The sequence below is a fragment of the Pseudomonas sp. genome (assembly GCF_035497915.1).
Lineage (GTDB): Bacteria > Pseudomonadota > Gammaproteobacteria > Pseudomonadales > Pseudomonadaceae > Serpens.
The window spans coordinates 29,888-56,566 of sequence record NZ_DATJCS010000007.1 but is presented as its reverse complement, the minus strand read 5'-3'; the positions used below and the strand labels follow the sequence as shown (position 1 = coordinate 56,566).

The following is a 26,679-nucleotide window of genomic DNA, read 5'->3' as shown; positions in this document are numbered from 1 at the left end:
CCGCCAGCAGCAGGCTCTCGGCCAGCATGAGGCTGACGATGCGGCCGCGGCCCGCGCCGAGGGCGGCGCGCAGCGCCAGCTCGCGTTCCCGGCCGGTGGCCCGCACCAGCAGCAGGTAGCGCTAAGGGCTGCCGCGCATGCTGGCGAGCCTGGGAATCGTCGACCTCTGGACCTACGTCCTGGGGACGCTGCTGGTGGTGCTGCTGCCCGGCCCGAACTCCATGTTCGTGCTGGCCAGCGCGGCGCGTCGCGGTGTCGCGGCGGGCTACAGCGCCGCCGCCGCCGTGTTCGTCGGCGATACCCTGCTGATGCTGGCCGCTGCGCTGGGCGTGGCGTCGCTGCTCAAGGCCGAGCCGATGCTGTTCACCGGGCTCAAGTACCTGGGCGCCGCCTACCTGTGCTACATCGGCATCGGCATGCTGCGCGGCGCCTGGCGCCAATGGCGGCGTCCCGCCGACGAGCCGGTGCAGCCCGAGCACAATCTGGCTCGGCCGTTCCGCCGCGCCCTGTTGCTCAGCCTGTCGAATCCCAAGGCGATCCTGTTCTTCGTGTCCTTCTTCATCCAGTTCGTCGACCCGGCCTACGCGCACCCGGGGTTGTCGTTCCTGGTGCTGGGCGCGATCCTGCAAATCATCAGTCTCAGCTACCTGAGCCTCCTGATCTTTACCGGCGCCCGCCTGGCGCACTGGTTCCGCCGGCGGCAACGCCTGAGCGCCAGCGCCACCAGCGGCGTAGGCGCCTTGTTCGTCGGCTTTGGCGTGAAGCTGGCCACCGCAACCCTGACCTGATTACCGCTACGAGACTCCCATGCCAAAACGTACAGACCTTAAAAGCATTCTGATCCTCGGCGCCGGCCCCATCGTGATCGGCCAGGCGTGCGAGTTCGACTATTCCGGCGCCCAGGCCTGCAAGGCCCTGCGCGAGGAAGGCTTTCGCGTCATCCTGGTGAACTCCAACCCGGCCACCATCATGACCGACCCGGCCATGGCCGACGCCACCTACATCGAGCCGATCAAGTGGCAGACGGTGGCCAAGATCATCGAAAAGGAGCGCCCCGACGCGCTGCTGCCGACCATGGGCGGCCAGACCGCGCTGAACTGCGCGCTGGACCTGGAAAAGCACGGGGTGCTGGAAAAGTTCGGCGTGGAGATGATCGGCGCCAATGCCGACACCATCGACAAGGCCGAGGACCGTTCGCGCTTCGACAAGGCCATGCGTGACATCGGCCTGGCGTGCCCGCGTTCCGGCATCGCCCACAACATGGAAGAAGCCTACGGCGTGCTGGATCAGGTGGGCTTCCCGTGCATCATTCGTCCGTCCTTCACCATGGGCGGCACCGGCGGCGGCATCGCCTACAACCGCGAGGAGTTCGAAGAGATCTGCAACCGTGGTCTGGACCTGTCGCCGACCAAGGAACTGCTGATCGACGAATCGCTGATCGGCTGGAAGGAATACGAGATGGAGGTTGTCCGCGACAAGAAGGACAACTGCATCATCGTCTGCTCCATCGAGAACTTCGACCCGATGGGCGTGCATACCGGTGACTCGATCACCGTTGCCCCGGCGCAGACGCTGACCGACAAGGAATACCAGATCATGCGCAACGCCTCGCTGGCGGTGCTGCGCGAGATCGGCGTGGAAACCGGCGGCTCCAACGTGCAGTTCGGTATCGACCCGAAGGACGGCCGCATGGTCGTCATCGAGATGAACCCGCGCGTGTCGCGTTCCTCGGCGCTGGCCTCCAAGGCCACCGGCTTCCCGATCGCCAAGATCGCCGCCAAGCTGGCCGTCGGCTACACCCTCGACGAGCTGAGCAACGACATCACCGGCGGTCGTACCCCGGCGTCTTTCGAGCCGTCGATCGACTATGTCGTGACCAAGGTTCCGCGTTTCGCCTTCGAGAAATTCCCCAAGGCCGACGCGCGCCTGACCACCCAGATGAAGTCCGTGGGTGAGGTCATGGCCATCGGCCGGACCTTCCAGGAGTCCATGCAGAAGGCCCTGCGCGGTCTGGAAGTGGGCGCCACCGGTTTCGATCCCAAGCTGGACCTGGCCGATCCGGAAGCCGAGAGCATCCTCAAGCGCGAGCTGACCGTGCCCAGCGCCGACCGCGTCTGGTACGTGGCCGACGCCTTCCGCGCCGGCAAGACCATCGACGACGTTTTCCAGCTGACCAACATCGATCCCTGGTTCCTGGTGCAGATCGAGGATCTGGTCAAGGACGAGGAGAAGGTCAAGACCCTCGGTCTGGCCAGCCTCGACCGCGACCTGCTGTACCGTCTCAAGCGCAAGGGCTTCTCCGATGCCCGCCTGGCCACCCTGCTGGGCGTCAGCGAGAAGAGCGTGCGCGGCCACCGCCACAAGCTGAAGGTGCTGCCGGTCTACAAGCGTGTCGACACCTGCGCTGCCGAGTTCCAGACCGATACCGCCTACATGTATTCGACCTATGAGGAAGAGTGCGAGGCCAACCCGTCCGGCCGCGACAAGATCATGGTCATCGGCGGCGGCCCGAACCGTATCGGCCAGGGCATCGAGTTCGACTATTGCTGCGTGCATGCGGCGCTGGCCATGCGTGAAGACGGTTACGAGACCATCATGGTCAACTGCAACCCGGAGACCGTCTCCACCGACTACGACACCTCCGATCGCCTGTACTTCGAGCCGGTGACCCTGGAAGACGTGCTGGAAATCTGCCGCGTCGAGCAGCCCAAGGGCGTGATCGTGCAGTACGGCGGCCAGACGCCGCTGAAGCTGTGCCGTGCCCTGGAAGAGGCCGGTGTGCCGATCATCGGTACCAGCCCGGATGCCATCGACCGCGCCGAAGATCGCGAGCGCTTCCAGCAGATGGTGCAGCGCCTGGGTCTGCGTCAGCCGCAGAACGCTACCGCGCGCAGCGAGGACGAGGCCCTGGCACATGCCAAGGCCATCGGCTTCCCGCTGGTGGTGCGTCCGTCCTACGTGCTGGGCGGCCGGGCGATGGAAATCGTCTACCAGGAAGAAGAGCTCAAGCGCTACATGCGCGAGGCGGTGAAGGTGTCCAACGACAGCCCGGTGCTGCTGGACCACTTCCTGAACTCGGCGATCGAAGTGGACATCGACGCGGTGTGCGACGGCAAGGATGTGGTGATCGGCGCGATCATGCAGCACATCGAGCAGGCCGGCATCCACTCCGGTGATTCCGCCTGCTCGCTGCCGGCCTACTCGCTGCCGCAGTCCATCCAGGACGAGATCCGCGAGCAGGTCAAGAAGATGGCCCTGGAGCTTGGCGTGGTCGGTCTGATGAACGTGCAGATGGCCGTGCAGGGCGAAGACATCTACGTGCTGGAAGTGAACCCGCGCGCTTCGCGTACCGTGCCGTTCGTGTCCAAGTGCATCGGCCAGTCGCTGGCCAAGGTCGCGGCCCGTGCGATGGCGGGCAAGAGCTTGCAGGAAATCGGCTTCACCAAGGAGGTGATTCCGAGCTACTTCAGCGTCAAGGAAGCGGTGTTCCCGTTCGCCAAGTTCCCCGGCGTGGACACCATCCTCGGCCCGGAAATGAAGTCCACCGGCGAAGTGATGGGTGTCGGCGACAGCTTCGCCGAGGCCTTCGCCAAGGCCCAGCTGGGCGCCAGCGAAATCCTGCCCACCGGCGGCTGCGCGTTCATCAGCGTGCGCGAGGATGACAAGCCGTTCGTCGCCGAGATGGCGCGCGACCTGATCGGGCTGGGCTTCGAGGTGGTGGCCACCGCTGGCACCGCCAAGCTGATCGAGGCCGCCGGTCTGCCGGTGCGCCGCGTCAACAAGGTGACCGAGGGTCGCCCGCACGTGGTGGATATGATCAAGAACGAGGAAGTGACCCTGATCATCAACACCACCGAGGGTCGCCAGTCGATCGCCGACTCCTACTCCATCCGTCGTAACGCCCTGCAGCACAAGGTCTGCATCACCACCACCCTGGCCGGCGGCCAGGCGGTGTGTGAAGCGATCAAGTTCGGTCCGGAGCGGACCGTGCGCCGGCTGCAGGATCTGCATGCAGGAATCAAGGCATGACGAAATACCCGATGACCGTCCAGGGCGCCCGCGCCCTGGAGGAAGAACTGAAGATTCTCAAGATCGAGCGTCCTAAGATCAGCCAGGCCATCGCCGAAGCACGTGAGCTGGGCGATCTCAAGGAAAATGCCGAGTACCATGCCGCCCGCGAACAGCAGGGGCTGGCCGAGGCGCGCATCCGCGACATCGAGGGGCGTCTGCAGAACGCGCAGATCATCGACGTCTCGACTATTCCGCATACCGGCAAGGTGATCTTCGGCACCACCGTGGACATCGTGAATGTCGAGACCGATGAGGAAGTGACCTACCAGATCGTCGGTGACGACGAGGCGGACATCAAGGCCGGCAAGCTGTCGGTCAGTTCGCCGATCGCCCGCGCGCTGGTCGGCAAGTCCGAAGGTGACGTGGTGACGGTGCGCACCCCCAGCGGCGTGGTCGAGTTCGAGATTGTCGAAGTCCGTCACGTCTGAGCCGCTGGAGCGGCTGCGCGCGCCGGTGATCGCCTGGCAGCTGGCCCAGACTTTCTGGGTCGGCGGCCTGTGGCTGCTGCATTTCGTGCTGCTGCCGGCGCTCGGCAAGATCGGCCTGGCACCGTTGCTGGTGCAGGAAGTGGCCAACGGCCTGCGCCCGTTGCTGGTGGGTTTTTCCGTGGCCTGTGTGCTGCTGCAAGGCATGAGCCTGGTGGTGGCGCTCGGCTTGCGGGCCCTGTGGCGGGATGTGCGCGGCCAGCTGCTGCTGGCGGTGCTGCTGCTGGCTGGCAGCTATTTCGCCGCGCGAGCCGGCTGGCTCGGCGATTACTGGCAGATGTTCAGCTATCTGGCGATGGCCTGTTGCGGTTTGTTGCTGGTGGTGCAGTCCCCGCCCGAAGCGCGCCGGTAGCCGGTTACGCCTCGGGCGAGGAACGCATCATTCCTGGTTGCGCAGGACGTTGGAGAGGTGCCGGTTCGGCTTGGGGTTCTTGCGATACACCAGCGCCACCTTGCCGATGCTCTGCACCAGCTCGCAGCGCGCGCTCCGGCACAGCTCCTCGATGAGGGCGTGACGATCGTCGCGCTCGGCCACGCGCAGCTGAATCTTGATCAGCTCGTGGTCGACCAGGGCGCGCTCCAGCTCGGCCATGACCCCTTCGCTCAGGCCATTGTCGGCAATGGTCAGTACCGGCTTCAGATGGTGGCCGATAGATTTGAACTGTTTCTTCTGCTCTTGCGAGAGCGCCATAATCAAGCCCTGACGTTTCACTGTACGAAAAAGGCGGCTAGTGTACCCGAGCCGCCGCCCAAGAGGTATTCCGTGGCCCGATCCAAGACCAGTCAGCGCTGGCTGAAAGAACATTTCGACGACCCCTACGTGAAAATGGCGCAGCGCGACGGCTATCGCTCGCGGGCCAGCTACAAGCTGCTGGAAATCCAGGAGAAGGACCGCATCCTGCGCCCCGGCATGACGGTCGTCGATCTGGGCGCGGCGCCCGGCGGCTGGTCGCAGGTGACCAGTCGGGTGATCGGCGACAAGGGGCGGCTGATCGCCTCGGACATCCTGGAAATGGACTCCATCCCCGACGTGACCTTCATTCAGGGCGATTTCACCGACGATGCGGTGTTCGCCCGCCTGCTCGAGGCGATCGGCGATCACCCGGTCGACCTTGTGATTTCCGATATGGCCCCCAATATGAGTGGGGTGCGGGCCGCGGATCAGCCGCGCGCCATGTACCTGTGTGAGCTGGCACTGGATCTGGCCGGTCGGGTGCTCCGACCGGGGGGCGATTTCCTGATCAAGATCTTCCAGGGCGAAGGTTTCGACGCCTACCACAAGCAGGCGCGGGAGATGTTCGAAAAGGTGCAGATCCGCAAGCCGTTGTCCTCGCGCGATCGTTCCCGGGAACAGTACCTGCTGGCGCGCGGTTTTCGAGGCGCCGCGGGTGCGGCAGGGGATGAATCGGCTGTCCGGGGTTCATAAAGGGTTACAGACGCCACCTGCCGCGGCAGGGGTTGTGTAGTAAGTTAGGCCGGGTAATCAACCAGCCGCGTGCGGGAGTCGCTCGAACGGAGCGGCTCAGAGGGTAGCGAATTGAACGATATGGCAAAAAATCTCATCCTGTGGCTGATCATCGCCGCCGTCCTGGTGACGGTGATGAACAACTTCTCCAGCCCCAGCGAGCCGCAGACGCTCAACTATTCCGAATTCCTGAGCCAGGTTCAGGACGGTCGCGTCGAACGCGTCACCGTCGACGGCTTCGTGATTACCGGCAAACGCACCGATGGCGGTACCTTCAAGACCGTGCGTCCGGCGATCCAGGACAGCGGCCTGATCGGTGATCTGATCGACAACAACGTGGTCATCGAAGGCAAGCAACCCGAGCAGCAGAGCATCTGGACCCAGTTGCTGGTGGCCAGCTTCCCGATCCTGGTGATCATCGCGGTGTTCATGTTCTTCATGCGCCAGATGCAGGGTGGTGCCGGCGGCAAGGGCGGGCCGATGAGCTTCGGCAAGAGCAAGGCACGCCTGCTCTCCGAGGACCAGGTGAAGACCACCTTCGCCGATGTCGCCGGTTGCGACGAAGCCAAGGAGGAAGTCGCCGAACTGGTCGAGTTCCTGCGCGATCCGGGCAAGTTCCAGCGCCTGGGCGGCCGCATCCCGCGCGGCGTACTGATGGTCGGTTCGCCGGGTACCGGCAAGACGCTGCTGGCCAAGGCGGTCGCCGGCGAGGCCAAGGTGCCGTTCTTCACCATTTCCGGTTCCGATTTCGTAGAAATGTTCGTCGGTGTCGGTGCCAGTCGCGTGCGCGACATGTTCGACCAGGCCAAAAAGCACGCGCCCTGCATCATCTTCATCGACGAGATCGACGCCGTCGGTCGTCATCGTGGCGCCGGCCTGGGCGGCGGCCATGACGAGCGAGAGCAGACCCTCAACCAGTTGCTGGTGGAGATGGACGGTTTCGAGATGAATGACGGCATTATCGTCATCGCCGCGACCAACCGCCCCGACGTGCTCGACCCGGCGCTGCTGCGTCCCGGCCGCTTCGACCGCCAGGTGGTGGTGGGCCTGCCGGACATCCGTGGCCGCGAGCAGATCCTCAAGGTTCACATGCGTAAGGTGCCGGTGGGTGACGATGTCGATCCCGCGGTGATCGCCCGCGGCACCCCGGGCTTCTCTGGCGCCGACCTGGCCAACCTGGTCAACGAGGCCTCGCTGTTCGCCGCGCGGGTCAACAAGCGCCTGGTGGAAATGAAGGAATTCGAGCTGGCCAAGGACAAGATCATGATGGGCGCCGAGCGCAAGACCATGGTCATGTCCGAGAAGGAGAAGCTCAACACCGCCTACCACGAGGCCGGCCACGCCATTGTAGGTCGTCTGGTTCCCGAGCATGACCCGGTCTACAAGGTCTCGATCATCCCCCGTGGCCGCGCACTGGGCGTGACCATGTTCCTCCCCGAGGAGGATCGCTACAGCCTGTCCAAGCGTGCGCTCAACAGCCAGATCTGCTCGCTGTTCGGCGGCCGGATCGCCGAGGAAATGACCCTGGGCTTCGATGGCGTCACCACGGGTGCGTCCAACGACATCATGCGCGCCACCCAGCTGGCGCGGAACATGGTCACCAAGTGGGGCCTGTCGGAAAAGATGGGACCGCTGATGTATGCCGAAGAGGAGGGCGAAGTGTTCCTCGGTCGCAGCGCCGGCAGCCAGCACACCAATGTGTCGGGCGAGACGGCCAAGCTGATCGACGAGGAAGTTCGCAGCATCATCGACACCTGCTACGGCACCGCCAAGCAACTGCTGGCCGATAACCGCGACAAGCTGGAAATGATGGCCGAGGCGCTGATGAAGTACGAAACCATCGATGCCGAGCAGATCGACGACATCATGTCCGGACGTCCGCCGCGCGAACCGCGCGACTGGCAGGGTGGCGCCGGCGCCTCGGGCAGTTCCGCTCCGCAGGGCGAGCGCCCCGAGTCGCCGATCGGAGGCCCGGCCGGCGAGCACTGAGCATGAGTCATTCCTGCCTTCCGACCCGGCTGCCCTGTGGCAGCCGGGTTCTGGACCTGTCCCGTCCGCATGTGATGGGCATTCTCAATGTCACCCCCGACTCCTTTTCCGATGGCGGCAGCTACACTCAGCGCGACAAGGCGCTGCGGCATGCCGCAGCCATGGTCGAGGCGGGTGCAACCCTGATCGATGTCGGCGGTGAATCGACGCGTCCTGGCGCACGTTCGGTATCGCCCAACGAGGAGCTGGAGCGTGTGGCGCCGGTGGTCGCGGCCATCGCTCGCGAGCTGGATGTGGTGATCTCCATCGACACCTCCACGCCGGCGGTGATCCGCGAGTGCGGGCGGCTGGGTGCCGGATTGATCAACGATGTGCGTGCGTTGCGGCGCGATGGCGCACTGGATGCCGCGGCCGACAGCGCCATGGCGGTGTGCCTCATGCACATGCTGGGTGAGCCGGGAAACATGCAGGACAATCCCTCCTACGGGAATGTCACCGCAGAGGTCGAGCAGTTCCTGTGTGAGCGCATGGAGGCCTGTCGGCTGGCCGGCATTTCCGCAGAGCGCATTGTGCTGGATCCCGGCTTCGGCTTCGCCAAGAACCTCGATCACAATCTGGTGCTCTTCAAGCACATGGACGAGTTGCACCGGCTGGGTCGCCCGCTGCTGGTCGGCGTCTCGCGCAAGACCATGATTGGTCAGGTGCTGGGTCGCGACGTGTCGCAGCGCCTGTACGGCAGCCTGGCGCTGGCCGCGCTGGCGGTGGCCAAGGGGGCGCGGATCATCCGCGTTCATGATGTGGCGGAAACGGTCGATGTAGTCAGGATGATTGCAGCAGTCGAAACTGCCGATTGAGGCAGATGGAGTTGAAATGACGAGAAAGTATTTCGGTACCGACGGCATTCGCGGTCGGGTTGGCCAGTTCCCCATCACTCCCGAGTTCGTGCTCAAGCTGGGCTGGGCAGCGGGCGTTGCGTTTCGTCGTGAGGGTATCTGCCGGGTGCTGATCGGCAAGGACACGCGCATTTCCGGCTACATGTTCGAGTCGGCCCTGGAGGCCGGGTTGGTGGCCGCCGGGGCCGACGTGATGCTGCTCGGGCCGATGCCGACGCCGGCCATCGCCTACCTCACACGCACCTTCCATGCCGAGGCCGGCATCGTCATCAGTGCCTCGCACAATCCCTATTACGACAACGGCATCAAGTTCTTCTCGGGGCAGGGCACCAAGCTGCCCGACGACATCGAGGCAAAGGTCGAAGCGCTGCTCGACGAGCCGATGATCGTGGCCGAGTCGATTGGCAAGGTGTCGCGGATCAATGACGCGGCGGGTCGCTACATCGAGTTCTGCAAGAGCAGCGTGCCCACCAGCACCCGGTTTTCCGGTCTGAAGCTGGTGGTCGATTGCGCGCACGGCGCGACCTACAAGGTGGCGCCGAGTGTATTTCGCGAGCTGGGCGCCACGGTCAGCGTGCTATCGGCGCAACCGGATGGCCTGAATATCAACGAAGGGTGCGGTTCCACTCACATGGAGACGCTGCAGGCCGAGGTGGTCGCTCAGGGTGCGGACCTCGGTATCGCCTTCGATGGCGATGGCGATCGAGTGCTGATGGTGGATCACACCGGACGCGTGGTCGACGGTGACGAGCTGCTGTTCATCATTGCGCGCGACCTGAAGGAGCGCGGTCTGATGGGCGGTGGCGGCGTGGTGGGTACTCTGATGAGCAATCTGGGTCTCGAGCTGGCCCTGGGCGAAATGCAGATTCCCTTCGCACGTGCCAAGGTCGGTGACCGTTATGTGATGGCCGAACTGCAGGAGCGTGGCTGGCAGCTCGGCGGGGAGAATTCCGGGCACATCGTCTGTTGCCGGCACACCACCACCGGAGATGCCATAATTGCCGCCCTGCAGGTGCTGCTGTCGCTCAAGCGGCGTGGCGAAACCCTGCAGCAGGCCTGTGGCGGGGTGCGCAAGTGTCCGCAGGTACTGGTCAACGTGAAATTCAGCGGCGGCAAGGATCCCGTCGAAAATCCCTCAGTGCAGGAGGCATGTGATGAGGTTACCCGTAAGATGGCCGGGCGCGGTCGGGTCTTGCTGCGCAAGTCCGGCACCGAGCCATTGGTTCGCGTCATGGTCGAAGGGGATGACGAGGCCCAGGTGCGGCAGCATGCCGAAGCGTTGGCCAGGGTCGTTGCCGACGCCTGCGCGTAAGCGGAATGGTCGGGCAAGTGAATCTATGTATTTGATTCGCTTGCCTGTATTGAAACTCTTGGGTAACATCTGCGCCCACTTTGAGCGACGAGGTAAAGCATGCGTCGACCACTGGTAGCCGGTAACTGGAAGATGCACGGTACCCGCGCCAGCGTAGCTGAATTGATCAGGGGTCTTCGTCAGCTGGCTTTGCCGGTAGGGGTCGAGATTGCTGTAATTCCGCCCGCGCTGTATGTCACCCAGGTGGTGGCGGGGCTGGAAGGCAAGGCGATCGGCGTGGGTGCGCAGAATTGTGCCGTCGAGCCAATGCAAGGTGCGCTGACTGGTGAGATTGCCGCAAGTCAGCTGGCTGATTCCGGTTGTGCCTATGTGCTGGTCGGGCATTCGGAGCGTCGGCAGATCCTCGGCGAAAGCGAGGCGATGCTGAGTCGCAAGTTTGCCGCGGCTCAGGCGTGTGGCCTGATTCCGATCCTGTGCATCGGTGAAACGCTGGCGCAGCGCGAGGCGGGCAAGACTCTCGAGGTCGTGCAGCGTCAGCTGGGCAGTGTCATTGAACAGCTGGGTGTGGGTGCGTTTGCCAGGGCCGTGGTTGCATATGAGCCGGTCTGGGCGATAGGCACCGGTCTGACGGCAAGTCCCGAGCAGGCCCAGGAAGTGCATGCGTCGATCAGGGCGCAGTTGCGAACCGAAAGCGCCGATGTGGCGCGCGGTGTAAGAATTTTGTACGGCGGCAGCGTGAAGGCTGCCAATGCGGCTGAGCTGTTTGCCATGCCGGACATCGACGGTGGTCTCATTGGTGGGGCCTCTCTGAATGCGGATGAGTTTGGTGCGATCTGTCGTGCCGCGGGAAGCTGAAGATGCTTGAGACTGTCGTGATCGTAGTTCATCTGCTGATGGCGCTTGGCCTGGTTGGTCTGGTGTTGCTGCAGCAGGGAAAGGGTGCGGAAGCGGGTGCTTCCTTCGGTGCCGGAGCGTCTGGCACGGTGTTTGGGAGCCAGGGTTCCGCTACCTTTCTGAGTCGCGTTACTGGTATACTCGCGGCGGTTTTTTTCGTGACCAGTCTGGGTCTGGCGTACTTCGCCAGCCAGAAGGCGGAACAGCTTGGCCAGATCGGCCTGCCTGATCCTGCTGTCCTGGAAGTGCCGAAGAAGGTCGTTGAAGAGGATGTTCCGGTTCTCGAGGGGCAATCTGCTCCGATGGAAGCGGACGATGTTCCGGAAGTTCCGGGGCAGTAAGGCAAAGGTTTTGCCGAGGTGGTGGAATTGGTAGACACGCTACCTTGAGGTGGTAGTGGCCATAGGCTGTAGGGGTTCGAGTCCCCTCCTCGGTACCATATCCAGGAGACCCGCTTCATGCGGGTCTCCTGCTTTCCGGCAGGTGCAATTGACCCTGTCGGGGCGCGTGCGTATACTTCTGGCCCAGCTTTGTCGCGGGATGGGCGCCGGTAAGCCGGTCGGGCCATTGATCCGGAAGGCTGACGTCGCAACCCGCTGCAGCCAAGCCCCTGTCCAGGGGCTTTTTGTTGGCTGCGCAGTCTTCGAGTCGTTCCACAGGAATGACAAGCATGGATGGGCGTCTCGCCCATTTTTTATTTCACAAGAAAAAGAGGGGGCTCTCGATGTCGAGCAAGCTAGAACAGTTGCAGGCGATTGTTGCTCCTGTGATTGAGGCCCTGGGCTACGAGTGCTGGGGTATCGAGTTTCTCTCCCAGGGCAAGCATTCCTTGCTGCGAATCTATATTGATCATGCCAATGGCATCCTCATCGAAGACTGCGAAAAGGTCAGTCGTCAGGTGAGTGGTGTACTCGACGTGGAAGATCCGATCAGCAACGAGTACACCCTGGAAGTATCCTCCCCGGGAATGGATCGGCCTTTGTTCACCCTGGAGCAGTTCGCTGCCCATGCTGGCGAGCAGGTCAAGATCAAGTTGCGCGTGCCCTTCGAGGGGCGGCGCAATTTCCAGGGTGTCCTGCGCGGGGTCGAGGAACAGGATGTGGTGGTGCTGGTAGACGATCACGAATTCCTCCTGCCGATCGATTCGATCGACAAGGCCAACATCGTTCCCCGTTTTGATTAAGGCACGGATCCCGCGGATCCAATGGATTGCGAAGGCGAGGCGTACATGAGCAAAGAAGTACTGCTGGTGGTTGAGTCGGTATCCAACGAGAAGGGCGTACCGGCTGGTGTGATTTTCGAGGCGCTGGAACTGGCTCTGGCCACCGCCACCAAGAAGCGCTACGAGGAAGAGGTCGACCTGCGGGTGACCATCAATCGGCAGAGCGGCAACTATGAAACGTTCCGCTGCTGGACCGTGGTCGCCGATGACGACCTGGTCAACCCGGCCGCCGAACTGACCGTCGAGCAGGCGCAGGAGCGCAAGCCTGACGCCAAGGTCGGCGATCTGGTCGAGGAGCCCATCGAGTCCATCGAGTTCGGCCGCATCGCCGCGCAGACCGCCAAGCAGGTCATCGTGCAGAAGGTTCGCGAAGCCGAACGTGCCCAGGTGGTTGACGCCTATCGCGGCAAGGTCGGCGAGATCGTTTCCGGCACCGTGAAGAAGGTCACCCGCGACAGCTGCATCGTCGATCTGGGCAACAATGCCGAGGCGCTGCTGCCGCGCGAGGAAACCATTCCTCGCGAGATCTTCCGTGTCGGCGGTCGCGTTCGCGCCCTGCTCAAGGAAATCCGCAGCGAGAACCGTGGCCCGCAGCTGATCCTCTCGCGCACCGATCCGAAGATGCTGATCGAGCTGTTCCGCATCGAAGTGCCGGAGATCGCCGAGGAACTCATCGAGGTGATGGGCGCCTCCCGTGATCCGGGTTCGCGCGCCAAGATCGCCGTGCGTTCCAAGGACAAGCGCATCGACCCGCAAGGCGCCTGCATCGGCATGCGCGGTTCCCGCGTACAGGCCGTCTCGGGCGAGCTGGGCGGTGAGCGCGTCGACATCGTGCTGTGGGACGATAACCCGGCACAGTTCGTCATCAACGCGATGTCGCCTGCCGAAGTGGTGGCAATCATCGTCGATGAGGACGCTCACGCCATGGACATCGCCGTGGCGGAAGACAACCTGGCCCAGGCCATTGGTCGCGGAGGCCAGAACGTGCGTCTGGCCAGCCAGCTGACGGCCTGGACCCTCAACGTCATGACCGAGTCGGACATTCAGGCCAAGCAGCAGGCTGAAACCGGCGACATTCTCAAGGCCTTTGTCGATGATCTGGAGGTCGACGAGGAACTGGCCCAGGTGCTGGTCGAGGAAGGCTTCACCAGCCTGGAGGAAATCGCCTACGTACCCATGGAAGAATTGCTGAGCATCGATGGATTCGATGAGGACATCGTCAACGAACTGCGTGCCCGCGCCAAGGATCGCCTGCTGACCAGGGCGATCGCGACCGAGGAAAAGCTCGCAGACGTACAGCCGGCCGAAGATCTGTTGTCGCTCGATGGTATGACCAAAGAGCTGGCGGTGGAGTTGGCAGTGCGGGGCGTGGCTACCCGCGAAGACCTGGCCGAGCAGTCGATCGACGACCTGCTCGAGATCGACGGCATGGATGAAGAGCGTGCCGGCAAGCTGATCATGGCCGCCCGAGCCCATTGGTTCGAGTAAGCAGTCGCGGCCTGAGGAGAGAGATGCATGACGCAAGTCACGGTGAAAGAACTGGCCAATGTGGTCGATACACCGGTCGAGCGCCTGCTGCAGCAGATGCGTGAGGCGGGTTTGCCGCACACGAGTGCCGAGCAAGTGGTGACCGACAATGAAAAGCAGACCCTGTTGAACCACCTCAAGGGTGAAGACGCCAAGGGCGAGGGTCCGCGCAAGATCACCTTGCAGCGCAAGACCACTTCGACCCTGAAGGTGTCCGGCAGCAAGACCATCAGCGTCGAAGTTCGCAAGAAGAAGACCTATGTGAAGCGCAGCCCGGCGGAAGTCGAAGCCGAGAAGCAGCGCGAGCTGGAGGCCCAGCGCGCCGCCGATGAGGCTGCCGCGCGCCAGAAGGCCGAAGACTCCCGCCGTCAGGCGGAAGAGGAAGCGGCTCGCCAGGCGCGCCTGGAGGTTGAAAAGAAGGCCGGCTCGCCTGTGGTCGCGCCGGCCCCGGTGGCTGCCAAGGCGCCCGCTACCGCCGCGGCCGCCGCGCCGAGCGAAGAGCGCAAGAAGGAAGAGCCGCGCCGCGTCGAGCGTCGCGAGGACGACGAGCGTCGTGACCGCAAGGAAGCCCAGCGTCCGTCCCTCAAGGGTAAGAGCCCGGCCCCGCGCATCGCGCCGCGTAACGCCGAAGACGAGGGCGAAGGCTTCCGTCGCGGTGGTCGTGGTGGCAAGGGCCGCCTGAAGAAGCGCAATCAGCACGGCTTCCAGAGCCCGAGCGGCCCGATCGTGCGTGACGTGGCCATCGGCGAGACCATCACGGTCTCCGAGCTGGCGCAGCAGATGGCCATCAAGGCCGCTGAAGTCATCAAGTTCATGTTCAAGATGGGTACGCCCGTCACCATCAACCAGGTGCTGGATCAGGAAACTGCCCAGCTGGTGGCCGAGGAATTCGGGCACAAGGTCAAGCTGGTGAGCGACAACGTCCTGGAAGAGCAACTGGCCGAATCCCTCAAGTTCGAGGGCGAGGCCGCGCCGCGTGCGCCGGTGGTCACCGTCATGGGTCACGTCGACCATGGCAAGACCTCGCTGCTCGACTACATTCGCCGCGCCAAGGTTGCGGTTGGCGAAGCCGGTGGCATCACCCAGCACATCGGTGCCTACCACGTTCAGACCGAGCGCGGCATGGTCACCTTCCTGGATACCCCTGGCCACGCCGCGTTTACCGCAATGCGTGCCCGTGGTGCCAAGGCGACCGATATCGTCATCCTGGTGGTGGCGGCCGACGACGGCGTGATGCCGCAGACCCAGGAAGCCGTGCAGCACGCCAAGGCCGCCGGTGTGCCGATCGTGGTCGCCATCAACAAGATCGACAAGCCGGATGCCAACCCGGACAACATCAAGAACGGACTGGCCGCACTGGATGTGATCCCGGAAGAGTGGGGTGGCGATACGCCGTTCATGCCGGTTTCCGCGAAAATGGGTACCGGCGTCGATGAGCTGCTCGAAGCCGTGCTGCTGCAGGCCGAGATCCTCGAGCTCAAGGCAACTCCGTCCGCTCCGGGTCGTGGTGTCGTGGTCGAATCGCGCCTCGACAAGGGTCGCGGTCCGGTGGCCACGGTGCTGGTACAGGATGGTACCCTGCGCCAGGGCGACATGGTGCTGTGCGGTGTCAACTACGGCCGTGTGCGCGCCATGCTCGACGAAAACGGCAAGCAGGTTAAGGAAGCCGGTCCATCGATTCCGGTGGAGATCCTGGGTCTGGACGGTACGCCGGAAGCCGGCGACGACCTGACCGTGGTCGCCGATGAGAAGAAGGCCCGCGAAGTCGCTTTGTTCCGTCAGGGCAAGTTCCGCGAAGTGAAACTGGCTCGTGCCCATGCCGGCAAGCTGGAAAACATCTTCGAGACCATGGGCCAGGACGAGAAGAAGACCCTCAACATCGTGCTCAAGTCCGATGTGCGTGGCTCTCTGGAAGCGTTGCAAGGGTCGCTCAGCGGCCTGGGCAACGACGAAGTTCAAGTCTGCGTGGTCGGTGGCGGCGTCGGTGGTATCACCGAATCGGATGCCAACCTGGCGCTGGCCTCCAATGCGGTTCTGTTCGGTTTCAACGTGCGTGCCGATGCCGGTGCGCGCAAGATCGTCGAAACCGAAGGTCTGGACATGCGTTACTACAACGTCATCTACGACATCATCGAGGACGTCAAAAAGGCGCTCACCGGTATGCTCGGCAGCGACGTGCGGGAGAACATCCTGGGTATCGCAGAGGTGCGCGACGTGTTCCGTTCGCCGAAGTTCGGTGCGGTGGCCGGTTGCATGGTTACCGAGGGCATGGTGCACCGCAATCGTCCGATCCGCGTGCTGCGTGAAGACGTGGTGATCTTCGAAGGCGAGCTGGAATCGCTGCGCCGCTTCAAGGACGACGTCGCCGAAGTGCGCGCCGGCATGGAGTGCGGCATTGGCGTGAAGAGCTACAACGACGTCAAGGTCGGCGACAAGATCGAAGTGTTCGAGAAGGTCCAGGTGGCCCGTACGCTGTAAGCGGACGCCCCTGCCGAAAGCTGGAAGCCATCAGCCGGAAACCGCCCTTGGGGTTGTTTTCGGCTGGGACTTTCAGCTTTCGGCTTTTAGCGAGTAATGAATGATGGCCAAAGACTATAGCCGTACCCAGCGCATCGGCGACCAGATGCAGCGCGAGCTGGCCCTGCTGATTCCCCGTGAAGTGAAGGACCCGCGCCTGGGTTTCATCACCATCACCGCCGTGGATGTCAGCCGCGACATCGGTCATGCCAAGGTGTTCATCACCCTGATGGGCGATTTCGACGACGAGAAGCTGTCGTTGAACCTGGAAATCCTCAATGACGCTGCCGGTTACCTGCGCATGCTGCTGGGCAAGACCATGAAGCTGCGCAGTGTGCCGCAGCTGCATTTCCACTACGACGCCAGCGTGCGCCGTGGCGCCGAGCTGTCGGCGCTGATCGAACGCGCCGTGGCCGAAGACCGTCGGCACGATCCGGACGAGGAGTAAGCGTGGCGCAAGTCAAGCGTGTTCGCCGCGCCGTACACGGCGTGCTGATTCTCGACAAGCCGCACGGTTTCAGTTCCAACGCCGCGCTGCAGAAGGTGCGCTGGCTGCTCAACGCGGAGAAGGCCGGCCACACCGGCAGCCTCGATCCGCTGGCCACCGGCGTGCTGCCGCTGTGTTTCGGCGAAGCGACCAAGTTTTCCCAGTACCTGCTGGATGCCGACAAGGCCTACGAGACGCTGGCCCAGCTCGGTGTCACCACCAGCACTGGCGATGCGGAAGGCGAGGTGCTGGAGCGGCGTGACGTCGCAGTGACCCGCGCCGGTATCGAGGCGCTGCTGCCGCGTTTTCGTGGCGATATCCAGCAGATTCCGCCGATGTACTCGGCGTTGAAGAAGGACGGTCAGCCGCTGTACAAGCTGGCGCGGGCCGGCGAGGTAGTGGAGCGCGAGGCGCGTTCTGTTACTATCTCGCAGCTCGAACTGCTGGCGCTGGACAATGACCAGGCGCGCCTGGCCGTCAGCTGCAGCAAGGGCACCTATATTCGCACCCTGGTTGAAGACCTCGGGCAGATGCTCGGTTGTGGCGCGCACGTCGCCGAGTTGCGCAGAACCCAGGCCGGCCCGTTCACCCTGGCCCAGGCCGTCAGCCTGGAAACGCTGGAACAGGCCCATGCTGAAGGCGGCCCCGAGGCGCTGGACCGTTTCCTGCTGCCGGTGGATTGCGGTCTGCAGGACTGGCCGGTGATCCAGCTGACCGAGCACAGTGCCTACTATTGGCTGCACGGACAGCCGGTCCGCGCGCCCGGCGCACCGGAAGAGGGGCTGATGCGGGTGCAGGATCATGAAGGACGCTTCATCGGTATCGGTGAGGCAAGCGACGACGGGCGTATCGCCCCGCGTCGACTGATTCGGTCGGAATGACCGTACGCGCCGCCTTGTGCGGCGCACCCCGAGGGTGGCTGTCAACAGGCACGGTCATGCCTCATTTATAAACACGGGAAGCGATTCCCGGCCTGTTCACTCAAGGAGCCCATACCATGGCACTGAGCGTTGAAGAAAAAGCCCAGATCGTTAACGAGAACAAGCAGCACGAAGGCGACACCGGTTCTCCGGAAGTGCAGGTTGCCCTGCTGACCGCCAACATCAACAAGCTGCAGGATCACTTCAAGGCCAACGGCAAGGACCACCACTCCCGTCGTGGTCTGATCCGCATGGTGAACCAGCGCCGCAAGCTGCTGGACTACCTGAAGGGTAAGGACGCCACTCGTTACAGCGCCCTGATCGCACGTCTGGGCCTGCGTCGCTAAGGCGTACGCGAGCTGGAAGGCAGGAAGCTGGGAGCGGGGAGTTCGAAGCGGATTAGCTGTTCCGCTTGTAACTTCCGGCTTCCAGCTTTCGGCTTTCTACCCCGGAAGGTTCGGGTCCGACTCCCGGCATTCCAACCGATTTCCCCAAAGGCAACACAGAGAAGGAAAACACCGTGAATCCGGTTACCAAGAAATTCCAGTTCGGTCAGTCGACCGTAACCCTCGAAACGGGCCGCATCGCCCGCCAGGCCAGCGGCGCCGTACTGGTCAGCGTCGACAACGATGTGACCGTGCTGGTCACCGTGGTGGGCGCCAAGCAGGCCGACCCGGGCAAGGACTTCTTCCCGCTGTCCGTGCACTACCAGGAAAAGACCTACGCGGCCGGCAAGATCCCCGGTGGTTTCTTCAAGCGTGAGGCGCGTCCCTCCGAGAAGGAAACCCTGACCTCCCGCCTGATCGACCGCCCGATCCGTCCGCTGTTCCCGGAAGGCTTCATGAACGAAGTGCAGGTCATCTGCACCGTGGTCTCCACCAGCAAGAAGACCGATCCGGACATCGCCGCCATGCTCGGCACCTCGGCCGCACTGGCCATCTCCGGCATTCCCTTCCAGGGTCCGGTCGGCGCCGCGCGCGTGGCCTTCCACCCGGAAACCGGCTACCTGCTGAACCCGACCTATGAACAACTGCAGGCCTCCAGCCTGGACATGGTCGTGGCTGGTACCCAGGACGCAGTGCTGATGGTCGAATCGGAAGCCAAGGAGCTGACCGAAGACCAGATGCTGGGTGCCGTGCTGTTCGCCCACCAGGAATTCCAGACCGCCATCCAGGCCATCAAGGAATTTGCCGCCGAAGCCGGCAAGCCGGCCTGGAACTGGACGGCACCGGCCGAGAATACCGCGCTGCTCGACGCCATCAAGGCTGAACTCGGCGACGCGGTTTCCCAGGCCTACACCATCACCGTCAAGCAGGAGCGCTACAGCCGTCTCGGCCAGCTGCGCGATCAGGTCGTGGCCAAGCTGGCCGGCGACGAGAACGCCGCCTACAGCGCAGCCCAGGTGAAGGAAGCCTTCGGTCTGATCGAATACCGCACCGTGCGCGAGAACATCGTCAACGGCAAGCCGCGTATCGACGGCCGCGACACCCGCACCGTGCGTCCGCTGAACATCGAAGTCGGCGTACTGGCCAAGACCCACGGCTCCGCGCTGTTCACCCGTGGTGAAACCCAGGCTCTGGTAGTCGCCACCCTCGGCACCGCCCGTGACGCGCAGCTGCTCGACACCCTGGAAGGCGAGAAGAAAGACCCCTTCATGCTGCACTACAACTTCCCGCCCTATTCGGTCGGCGAGTGTGGTCGCATGGGCGCCACCGGCCGTCGCGAAATCGGCCACGGTCGTCTGGCCCGTCGCGGTGTTGCCGCCATGCTGCCGAACAATGACGAGTTCCCCTACACCATTCGCGTGGTCTCGGAAATCACCGAGTCCAACGGCTCCTCGTCGATGGCCTCCGTCTGCGGCGCCTCGCTGGCCCTGATGGACGCCGGTGTGCCGATGAAGGCACCGGTGGCCGGTATCGCCATGGGTCTGGTTAAGGAAGGCGACAAGTTCGCCGTGCTGACCGACATCCTCGGTGACGAAGACCACCTGGGCGACATGGACTTCAAGGTGGCCGGTACCGCCAATGGCGTCACCGCGCTGCAGATGGACATCAAGATCCAGGGCATCACCGAAGAGATCATGGAAATCGCGCTGAACCAGGCTCTGGAAGCGCGTCTGAACATCCTCGGCCAGATGAACCAGGTGATCGCCCAGTCGCGCAGCGAGCTGTCGGCCAACGCCCCGACCATGATTGCCATGAAGATCGACTCGGACAAGATCCGTGACGTGATCGGCAAGGGCGGCGCAGTCATCCGTGGCATCTGCGAGGAAACCAAGGCCTCCATCGACATCGAGGACGACGGCTCCGTCAAGATCTTCGGTGAGACCAAGGAAGCCGCCGAGGCTGCCCGTCAGCGCGTGCTGGCCATCACCGCCGAGGCCGAGATCGGCAAGATCTACACCGGCCGCGTCGAGCGCATCGTCGACTTCGGTGCCTTCGTCAACATCCTGCCGGGCAAGGACGGCCTGGTGCACATCTCCATGCTGAGCGATCAGCGCGTGGAGAAGGTCACCGACATCCTCAAGGAAGGTCAGGAAGTGGAAGTGCTGGTGCTGGACGTGGACAACCGCGGCCGCATCAAGCTGTCCATCAAGGACGTCGCTGCCGCCAAGGCCTCCCAGGTCTAAGCGACAGCGCTACGAAGAAGGCCCCGCAAGGGGCCTTTTTTGTTTTCGGGCGGTGAAAACCGTAGCGCGGGCAGTCGGCAGGCTGCTCTGAACTGCGACAGGGGTTGCCGGGTCTACCCCTGCACTGCGGCCGGCCTGCACTGCGGCCGGAAAGTACCGTGGAGCCCCCTGAAAACACAGGAGTGAAACAGCATGAAGAACCTCCAGACTTCATTGACCGCTTCCGCATTGGCCCTGGCCTTCGGACTGTCCGCTGTCCCGGCGTGGGCCGAAGAGAGCAAGGCAGGTGTTCTGCTGGCTGCGGGCGAATCCACCATGGACGAGACGGGTGAAGCCGTTTCCGACACCTGGATCACCACCAAGGTCAAATCCGCGCTGCTGGTGGATGACAGCACGCCGGGCATGGATATCAACGTGGAAACCAAGGACGGCGTGGTCTCGCTGAGCGGCACGGTGGCCACCGAGGCTGAACGCGAGATGGCCATTACCAAGGCCAAGGAGATCAAGGGCGTGCGCGAGGTCATGGCCGATGGGCTGAAAACCATCGACTGAGCCAGCCGTGCCGAACGCCGAAGCCGCCCCGGGGCGGCTTCGGCGCTTACAGGTCGCGTTCGCTGCGGATGTCCCGCAACCGGCCGCCCTCGAAGCGCAGGATGTGGTACATGCCGTTGCGTGGCCCGTAGATCCACTCTTCCACGCCCACGTCATAGCGCAGGCCATGTTCATCGCGTTGCAACTTGAAGCCCAGTTGCGACTGATTCACCGGCTCGCCGCACTTGCGCAGGACCTCCCAGGCGGTGTCGCCCAGGCTGATCAGCTCGCTGCCGCAGCGCAGGGTGGAAGACGCCTGGGCCAGAGGCGCCAGCAGCAGGGCGGCAAGCAGGAAGCGGCCCATCACTGGCTGTCCAGGTGCAGCGGCGTGTCGACGCTGCCCTCGGCCCCGGCCTCGACCAGGGTGCTGTCGAGCAGGTAGATGCGGCTGTCCTCGAGTCCGCCGCGGTCCACCAGGTAGGCCTTGATGCTGGCCGCGCGTGCCTGGCCCAGGCGCCGCAGCGCCGAGCGATTGCCGCTCCAGTGTTCCAGCAGCGCCTGGCGCATATTGTTATGGACCTGCTCGTCCTTCAGCTTCGCCCAGTCGGCCGGCGGCTGCCGGAGCTGGCTGCGGTAGATGGCTCCGAGCAGGGATTCGCGCAGCTCGTCATCGATCTGCAGTTCCTCCGGCGTGGCGGGTACTGCTTTGCCGCGCCGCTGCAGGCTGTTGTACCAGAGCTGCTGGTATTCACGTTGCAGGCGCTGCTCTGCCAGCAGCGGACCGTCACTGCCTGCGGCGCTGGCGCCTTCCACCTCCAGGCGCAGCATGGGTCGCTGCTTGAGCGCCGCCGCCAGGGTGTCCAGGCGTTGGCGCCCGGCATCGCTCAGCGTGCTGCTGCCGGGCGTGAAGGGGATGCGGTCGAGCTCCTCATCGCTGCTACCCACCAGCCCGGCGACGAATTTGAACGGCGCCTGCACGGCGCGCAGGATCAGATTGCGCAGGGTCTGCCAGACGATCGGCATGACGCTGAACTGCGGGTCGTTGAGGTCGCCCCGCACCGGCAGCGCGATGTCGATGTTGCCCTGGGTGTCCTTGAGCAGGGCGACGGCCAGGCGTACCGGCAGGTCCACCGCGTCGGCGCTGTCGACCCGTTCGCCCAGCTGCAGGTTTTCCAGCAGCACATGGTTCTCGGCGTTCAGCCGGCCGTTGTCGATGCGGTAGTGCAGGTCCAGATTCAGGCGGCCACGGCGGATGCGGTAGCCGGCGAACTTGCCGGAATAGGGCGTCAGGGTGGTCAGCTCCACCTGTTTGAAAACGGTGGCGATATCCAGGCTGTGCAGCGGATCGAACGGCGTCAGCCGCCCCTTGATCGTGACCGGCGCGTAGCGGTCCACCTTGCCGGTGATGTCGACGCTGGCGGCCTGCTTGCTCTGGTTGTCGAGCGCGCCGATACGGCCGTTGAGTTGCTGGATGGCGGTGGCGAAGTTCGGTAGCAGGCTGAAGTCGGCGAAGTTGGCCGAGCCGTCGCGAAGGGTGATGGCGCCGACATGGATGCCCAGCGGCGCCTGCTGCTCGGGCGTTTGCGTGGCCGCTTCGGCCGCGACAGGCTGCTCGACGATCAGCTCGTTGATATTGGTGCTCAGGTCCTCCTGGATGATCAGCCGTGCGTAGGGCTGTTCCAGTTCGATGCCCTCGATGCGCACCTGCTCGCCGTGGCGGTAATCCAGGCCGCTGAGCCGCAGCGCATGCCATTTGAGAAAGTCACGGTGACGCAGGGTGTCGCGGGTATGCAGCCCCTGAATGCCGGCCTGACCGGTGACGCGCAAGGCCAGTGGCTCGGCCTGGGACAGCTGCACATCCAGGTCGCCTGCCAGCTCGCCGCCGAGGATTTCCAGGCGGACATAGGGTGACAGGTAAGCCTGGGCGATGCGCAGATCGATGGTCTGCAGCTGCACAGCCAGCTGGGCGGCGAGCGGCTGCAACCTGGCGTCGCCCTCGGCCTGCAGGCGCCCCTGTTCACCGAGGCCGCTGTCCAGGCGCAGTTGGAAGGGCGTCTGCCCCGTGCTGTCGAACTGGCGAACGTCCAGATCCAGCGGGCCGACCCGCAGTTCGACCGGCTGCTCGGTGGCGCGATCGGTCAGCTGGGCGCGGTAGCCGCGCAGCTGGGCGTCCTGCAGCAGGATCCGCCAGGGCTTGGTTTCCGCTGCCGGGGCCTCGTTTGCCTCTTGCCCGGTCGCGGTGTCAGCCGTGAGCAGCCGCAGCCAGTCGAGTTCACCGTCCGCTTCGCGCGCGGCCCGGGTGTCCAGCCCGGCGCTGCGCAGCTGGCCGATTTCCAGCCGTTGCGCGGCCAGGTCCAGACTGGCCTGCTGGATGTCCAGATGCTCGAGGCTCAGGCGCGGTTGGCCGTCGAGGTCCAGGACGGCAAAGGGCGCCAGACGCAGCCGGGCATTCGCCAGGGTCAGTTGCGTGCCTTCGGCCAGGTCGAGGCGGTAATCGGTTGCGGCGTTCAGCACGCCGTCCCGCAATGACAGCGCAACGCTTTCCTGCACATAGGGCCAGACGCTGGCCAGCTTCAGATCCTTCAGCTCCAGGTGGCCGCTGGAACGGAACGGCAGCAGCTGCAGCTGGCCGCGCCAGTGGAGTGTGCCGCCCGCCGGCCCCTGCGCCATGAACTGCGCCTCGGCTTGGTCATCGGAGCGGGTGCGCAGGTTATGCAGCTCGAGGTCGAGCGGGTCGTAGGTGACATCGACGGTTTCGCCCGGGCGCCGGTCCTGGAAGTGCACCAGGCCGCGCTCCAGCAGCAGGCGGTCAATGCGCAGAGGGAAGGGTCGGCTCGGTTCCTCGCTCACCGGCGGCGGGCTTTCCTCGCCGGCTGGGAAAGCGAAGAGCCGACCGAGGTTGAGGTTGCCCTCGGCATCGAACAGCACTTCCGTATGCGGGCGGGTCAGGCGGACCTCGGCCAGATGCAGGGTGCGCTGCCACAGGCTGCGCCACTGCAGATCGACATGCAGCTGCTCGAAGGCCAGCTGCGGCGCCTCGGCCGCGCCGATGTGCAGGTTGTACAGCTCCAGGGTCAGGCGGAACGGATTGAATTCGAGCCGCTCCAGGCGCGCGGGCTCGGTGGCGTAGTGGGCCAGTTGCTGATTGGCGATGCGCAACGCCACACCGGGCACGATGAAGAAGCCGATCAGGGCATAGAGCGCCAGCAAGAGGGCCAGGCCACGGGCCAGGCGCAGGGGCAGGTTCGACATGGAGGTTCCGCCAGCGTTGACGGCGCCAAGTATGGCAGCTGGATCTAGAGCTGCAGGATCAGTGTCTTCAGCGGTGGTTCGCCGGTCAGCGACGGGAAATCACCCGCCGGAGGCAGATACTGGCAATCGCGCACCGGCCGGCCGGCCTTCTCGGCGCAGCGCAGCACCTGGGCCCGCCAGTCGTCCAGCGCCACCTTGGCCAGGTTGTTGTTGCACACCAGCGTGCCACCCTCGGCAGTCACCTGCAGGGCTGGCTTGAGCAGGCTCTGGTAGTCGCGCAACAGGTCGACGGTGCCAAACGCGCTCTTCGCCCAGGCCGGGGGGTCGAGAAACACCAGATCGAACTGGCGCGCCTCAAGGTGCGCATAGGCCGGCAGGCGCTGGCCGCGTCGATGGGCGACGGGTTGGCCGGCGAGTTGGCGGATGGCCGGAAAGTAGTCGGATTGCACGAAGCGCATGGCCGGCACCTGCGGGTTCAGTTCGGCATTCTCGCGGCCCACGGCCAGGTTGCCGGCCGCGAAATCCAGATTCCATACCTGCGAGGCGCCGCCGGCCGCCGCGCACAGGCCGACGCCGCAGGTATAGGCGAACAGGTTGAGCACCGACTTGCCGGCGCTGTGGGCCTTCACCCAGCCACGCGCGTTGCGCAGGTCGAGGAACAGCAGCGGATCCTGCCCGGCATGCCGGCCGCGCACCCGGTAGTTGAGTCCCCATTCGTGGCACACCTGCTCGGCCACCGCCTCAGCGTCGGGGCGGTGCGCCGCGCGGTCGACCCGTGAGTTGCCGCGCGAGCGGTCGTTGTAGACCAGCAGCAGCGGGTGCCCGAGAAAGGCCTCGACTTCGGCGGCCAGCAGGGGCAACTGCTGCGGATCCAGCGACGCGTGGAAACTCTGCACCAGCAGCTGCGGGCCGTAGCGGTCCAGGGTCAGGCCGGGTGCACCTTCCTGGCTGCCATGGAATAGCCGGTAACAGTCGGTGCCCTGGCCATGCAGCTGTTCGAGGAGTTCGCGGCGGGAGGCGAGGGCGGCGCGCAGCGCCTGTTGCAGAGCAGGCATGCGGGGCCACTCGGTGGGGACGGGAAGGGTGGCGATTTTACGGCAACTGTCTGCGCATTGCAGGTCCGGATGTCTGTGGGGGCGGACCTACCCGGCCGGGTTTACCCCGGCCACCTCAGGTGAGGCTGCCAGGCCGGCATAAAGCCGACCCCACAGAAGGTGCCGTGCCTTAGCGCTCGATGGCCAGCGCCACGCCCTGGCCGCCGCCAATGCACAGCGTCGCCAGGCCCTTGCGCGCCTCGCGGCGAACCATTTCATGCAGCAGGCTGACCAGGATGCGGCAGCCCGAGGCGCCGATCGGATGGCCGAGGGCGATGGCGCCGCCGTTGACGTTGACCTTGTCCCAGTCCCAGCCCAGCTCCTGGCCGACGGACAGCGCCTGGGCGGCGAAGGCCTCGTTGGCTTCGATCAGGTCGAGCTGTTGCAGGCTCCAGCCGGCCTTGGCCAGGGTCTTGCGGGTGGCGTCCACCGGGCCGATGCCCATGATCGCCGGATCGACCCCGGCGCTGGCGTAACCGGCGATGCGGCCGAGTACCGGCAGGCCCAGTTCCCGGGCCTTGGTGGCGCTCATCAGCAGCACGGCGGCGGCGCCGTCGTTGAGCGTCGAGGCGTTACCGGCGGTGACGCTGCCGTCCTTCCTGAACGCCGGCTTGAGCTTGGCCAGCGATTCGGCTGTGGTGCCCTCGCGCGGCTGCTCGTCGCGCACGAACGCCAGCGGCTCACCCTTGCGCTGCGCAATCAGGATCGGAGTGATTTCGCTATCGAAGCGGCCGTCCTGCAGGGCGGCGGCGGCCTTGCGCTGCGACTCGGCGGCGAAGGCGTCCTGGGCGTCGCGGCTCAGGCCGTACTTTTCCACCAGGTTCTCGGCGGTGATGCCCATGTGGTAGTCGTTGAAGGCGTCCCACAGGCCGTCGAGGATCATGCTGTCCTGCAGCTGGGCATGGCCCATGCGCAGGCCGGTGCGCGCCTTGGGCAGTACATAGGGAGCCTGGCTCATGTTCTCCATGCCACCGGCGATCACCACCTCGGCGTCGCCGCAGCGGATCGCCTGGGCGGCCAGGTGCACGGCCTTGAGTCCCGAGCCGCAGACCTTGTTGATGGTCAGCGCCGACACCGCATGGGGCAGGCCGGCGCGCACGGCCGCCTGGCGGGCGGTGTTCTGGCCGGCGCCGGCATTCAGCACATGGCCCATGATCACTTCATCCACGGCCGCGCCGGCCAGGCCGGTCTGCTCCAGCAGGCGGGCGATCACGGCGGCGCCCAGCTCGACGGCGGGAACATTGCTCAGGGTGCCCTGGAAACTGCCGATGGCGGTTCGCGTGGCAGCGACAACGACGACTTCTTGCATGACGCTTTCCTTGGGATCGAATGGCGGCCGGCATGGTGGCATGCCCGGGCCTGTTCGAAAAGTGCCCGGGATCGCAGCGATA

At 64.5% G+C, this 26,679-nt stretch carries 23 protein-coding genes and 1 tRNA gene; 19 read left to right on the top strand and 5 right to left on the bottom strand.

Annotated elements, in window-relative coordinates:
• The first annotated feature begins 140 nt into the window (after window positions 1-140).
• The 4 genes from leuE to VL129_RS02420 are packed head-to-tail and all read left to right on the top strand — an operon-like array spanning window position 141 to window position 4,908.
• Window positions 141-788 carry a leucine efflux protein LeuE gene (leuE, locus tag VL129_RS02435; RefSeq protein ID WP_325409700.1) on the top strand — a complete coding sequence of 216 codons (648 nt, stop codon included), beginning with the start codon at window positions 141-143 and terminating at the stop codon, window positions 786-788.
• A 19-nt stretch (window positions 789-807) separates the two neighbouring features.
• Window positions 808-4,029: a carbamoyl-phosphate synthase large subunit gene (gene carB, locus VL129_RS02430; RefSeq protein ID WP_325409692.1), complete on the top strand. Its 3,222-nt coding sequence runs from the start codon at window positions 808-810 to the stop codon at window positions 4,027-4,029.
• Window positions 4,026-4,499: a transcription elongation factor GreA gene (gene greA / locus VL129_RS02425; RefSeq protein ID WP_325409690.1), complete on the top strand. Its 474-nt coding sequence runs from the start codon at window positions 4,026-4,028 to the stop codon at window positions 4,497-4,499. The genes carB and greA overlap by 4 nt, the downstream gene beginning before the upstream one ends.
• Window positions 4,477-4,908 carry a DUF4149 domain-containing protein gene (locus VL129_RS02420; RefSeq protein ID WP_325409688.1) on the top strand — a complete coding sequence of 144 codons (432 nt, stop codon included), beginning with the start codon at window positions 4,477-4,479 and terminating at the stop codon, window positions 4,906-4,908. Before greA ends, VL129_RS02420 begins: the two co-directional genes overlap by 23 nt.
• A 27-nt stretch (window positions 4,909-4,935) precedes the next feature.
• On the opposite strand, the gene yhbY is transcribed toward VL129_RS02420, so the two are convergent.
• On the bottom strand, window positions 4,936-5,247 hold the full coding sequence (yhbY, locus tag VL129_RS02415; RefSeq protein WP_325409686.1) for a ribosome assembly RNA-binding protein YhbY: 312 nt from the start codon (window positions 5,245-5,247) through the stop codon (window positions 4,936-4,938).
• Between the two features lie 72 nt (window positions 5,248-5,319).
• Here yhbY and rlmE point away from each other — a divergent pair, with 72 nt between their 5' ends.
• The 15 genes from rlmE (at window position 5,320) to VL129_RS02340 (ending at window position 20,963) form a co-directional block, all read left to right on the top strand.
• Window positions 5,320-5,982: a 23S rRNA (uridine(2552)-2'-O)-methyltransferase RlmE gene (gene rlmE, locus VL129_RS02410; RefSeq protein ID WP_325409684.1), complete on the top strand. Its 663-nt coding sequence runs from the start codon at window positions 5,320-5,322 to the stop codon at window positions 5,980-5,982.
• 120 nt (window positions 5,983-6,102) lie between these two features.
• Window positions 6,103-8,010 (top strand): ATP-dependent zinc metalloprotease FtsH, encoded by a 1,908-nt coding sequence (gene ftsH / locus VL129_RS02405; RefSeq protein ID WP_325409682.1) that lies wholly within the window; start codon window positions 6,103-6,105, stop codon window positions 8,008-8,010.
• A 2-nt stretch (window positions 8,011-8,012) separates the two neighbouring features.
• A complete protein-coding gene (folP, locus tag VL129_RS02400) occupies window positions 8,013-8,864 on the top strand; it encodes a dihydropteroate synthase (RefSeq protein ID WP_325409680.1) in 852 nt (283 codons plus the stop codon).
• Window positions 8,865-8,880: 16 nt separating this feature from the next.
• The gene (glmM, locus tag VL129_RS02395) at window positions 8,881-10,215 is read left to right on the top strand and encodes a phosphoglucosamine mutase (RefSeq protein WP_325409677.1); all 1,335 of its coding nucleotides are present in this window, start codon (window positions 8,881-8,883) and stop codon (window positions 10,213-10,215) included.
• Between the two features lie 99 nt (window positions 10,216-10,314).
• A complete protein-coding gene (gene tpiA / locus VL129_RS02390) occupies window positions 10,315-11,070 on the top strand; it encodes a triose-phosphate isomerase (protein ID WP_325409675.1) in 756 nt (251 codons plus the stop codon).
• Window positions 11,071-11,072: 2 nt separating this feature from the next.
• On the top strand, window positions 11,073-11,450 hold the full coding sequence (gene secG / locus VL129_RS02385) for a preprotein translocase subunit SecG (RefSeq protein WP_325409673.1): 378 nt from the start codon (window positions 11,073-11,075) through the stop codon (window positions 11,448-11,450).
• Window positions 11,451-11,462: 12 nt separating this feature from the next.
• A tRNA-Leu gene (locus VL129_RS02380) sits at window positions 11,463-11,548 on the top strand.
• Window positions 11,549-11,833: 285 nt separating this feature from the next.
• The gene (rimP, locus tag VL129_RS02375; protein WP_325409698.1) at window positions 11,834-12,292 is read left to right on the top strand and encodes a ribosome maturation factor RimP; all 459 of its coding nucleotides are present in this window, start codon (window positions 11,834-11,836) and stop codon (window positions 12,290-12,292) included.
• A gap of 45 nt (window positions 12,293-12,337) precedes the next feature.
• Window positions 12,338-13,819 carry a transcription termination factor NusA gene (gene nusA, locus VL129_RS02370; RefSeq protein WP_325409671.1) on the top strand — a complete coding sequence of 494 codons (1,482 nt, stop codon included), beginning with the start codon at window positions 12,338-12,340 and terminating at the stop codon, window positions 13,817-13,819.
• A gap of 27 nt (window positions 13,820-13,846) precedes the next feature.
• The gene (gene infB / locus VL129_RS02365) at window positions 13,847-16,336 is read left to right on the top strand and encodes a translation initiation factor IF-2 (protein ID WP_325409669.1); all 2,490 of its coding nucleotides are present in this window, start codon (window positions 13,847-13,849) and stop codon (window positions 16,334-16,336) included.
• A gap of 103 nt (window positions 16,337-16,439) precedes the next feature.
• Window positions 16,440-16,823, top strand: a complete 384-nt coding sequence (gene rbfA / locus VL129_RS02360) for a 30S ribosome-binding factor RbfA (protein ID WP_325409696.1) — start codon at window positions 16,440-16,442, stop codon at window positions 16,821-16,823.
• 2 nt (window positions 16,824-16,825) lie between these two features.
• Window positions 16,826-17,743: a tRNA pseudouridine(55) synthase TruB gene (gene truB, locus VL129_RS02355; protein WP_325409667.1), complete on the top strand. Its 918-nt coding sequence runs from the start codon at window positions 16,826-16,828 to the stop codon at window positions 17,741-17,743.
• Between the two features lie 116 nt (window positions 17,744-17,859).
• A complete protein-coding gene (rpsO, locus tag VL129_RS02350; protein ID WP_027588979.1) occupies window positions 17,860-18,129 on the top strand; it encodes a 30S ribosomal protein S15 in 270 nt (89 codons plus the stop codon).
• Between the two features lie 173 nt (window positions 18,130-18,302).
• Window positions 18,303-20,411, top strand: coding sequence for a polyribonucleotide nucleotidyltransferase (gene pnp, locus VL129_RS02345; protein ID WP_325409664.1), 2,109 nt, complete (start codon window positions 18,303-18,305; stop codon window positions 20,409-20,411).
• 192 nt (window positions 20,412-20,603) lie between these two features.
• Window positions 20,604-20,963 (top strand): BON domain-containing protein, encoded by a 360-nt coding sequence (locus tag VL129_RS02340; RefSeq protein WP_325409662.1) that lies wholly within the window; start codon window positions 20,604-20,606, stop codon window positions 20,961-20,963.
• Between the two features lie 46 nt (window positions 20,964-21,009).
• Here VL129_RS02340 and VL129_RS02335 read toward each other — a convergent pair whose 3' ends face one another.
• The 4 genes from VL129_RS02335 to VL129_RS02320 form a co-directional block, all read right to left on the bottom strand.
• Entirely contained in the window at window positions 21,010-21,306 is a 297-nt protein-coding gene (locus tag VL129_RS02335; protein ID WP_325409660.1) for a DUF2845 domain-containing protein, read from the bottom strand.
• A complete protein-coding gene (locus tag VL129_RS02330; protein WP_325409658.1) occupies window positions 21,306-24,194 on the bottom strand; it encodes a DUF748 domain-containing protein in 2,889 nt (962 codons plus the stop codon). The genes VL129_RS02335 and VL129_RS02330 overlap by 1 nt, the downstream gene beginning before the upstream one ends.
• Before the next feature lie 44 nt (window positions 24,195-24,238).
• On the bottom strand, window positions 24,239-25,249 hold the full coding sequence (locus VL129_RS02325) for a class I SAM-dependent rRNA methyltransferase (protein WP_325409656.1): 1,011 nt from the start codon (window positions 25,247-25,249) through the stop codon (window positions 24,239-24,241).
• A 169-nt stretch (window positions 25,250-25,418) separates the two neighbouring features.
• Entirely contained in the window at window positions 25,419-26,597 is a 1,179-nt protein-coding gene (locus tag VL129_RS02320; RefSeq protein ID WP_325409654.1) for an acetyl-CoA C-acetyltransferase, read from the bottom strand.
• Window positions 26,598-26,679: the final 82 nt, after the last annotated feature.